Annotated in this window: 1 pseudogene; it reads right to left on the bottom strand. The window is 37.7% G+C overall.

Features of this window, described 5'->3' with window-relative positions:
* Positions 1-184 (bottom strand): annotated as a pseudogene (locus ACNQ0T_RS24505) (type VI secretion system tube protein Hcp); the annotation flags it as partial.
* Positions 185-260: the final 76 nt, after the last annotated feature.

Raw genomic sequence — 260 nt, 5'->3', positions numbered from 1 at the left:
ATGTTATACCATGGAACTGTGAACCAAGCCCCGTATTATTAATATTATTTAAGAGTGAGAATGTAAATATTTCATCCTCATGCCCGCTCTGCCAACGATTACCTGTAGACTCAGAAGTCCCACAACCTGCGGAGATGCTTCCTTGTTGTTCTCCCGTTACTGTCAGGTAAACAATATTACTCATCCCTGAAAAGTCCTTTTATGGCATGCTATTTTATCAATGGCAATATTATGCTTGTTAATTGTTATTTATTTACTCC

It is taken from the genome of Enterobacter cloacae complex sp.6700776 (genome assembly GCF_048284255.1).
GTDB lineage: Bacteria > Pseudomonadota > Gammaproteobacteria > Enterobacterales > Enterobacteriaceae > Enterobacter > Enterobacter intestinihominis.
This window is presented reverse-complemented; position numbering and strand designations above follow the sequence as displayed.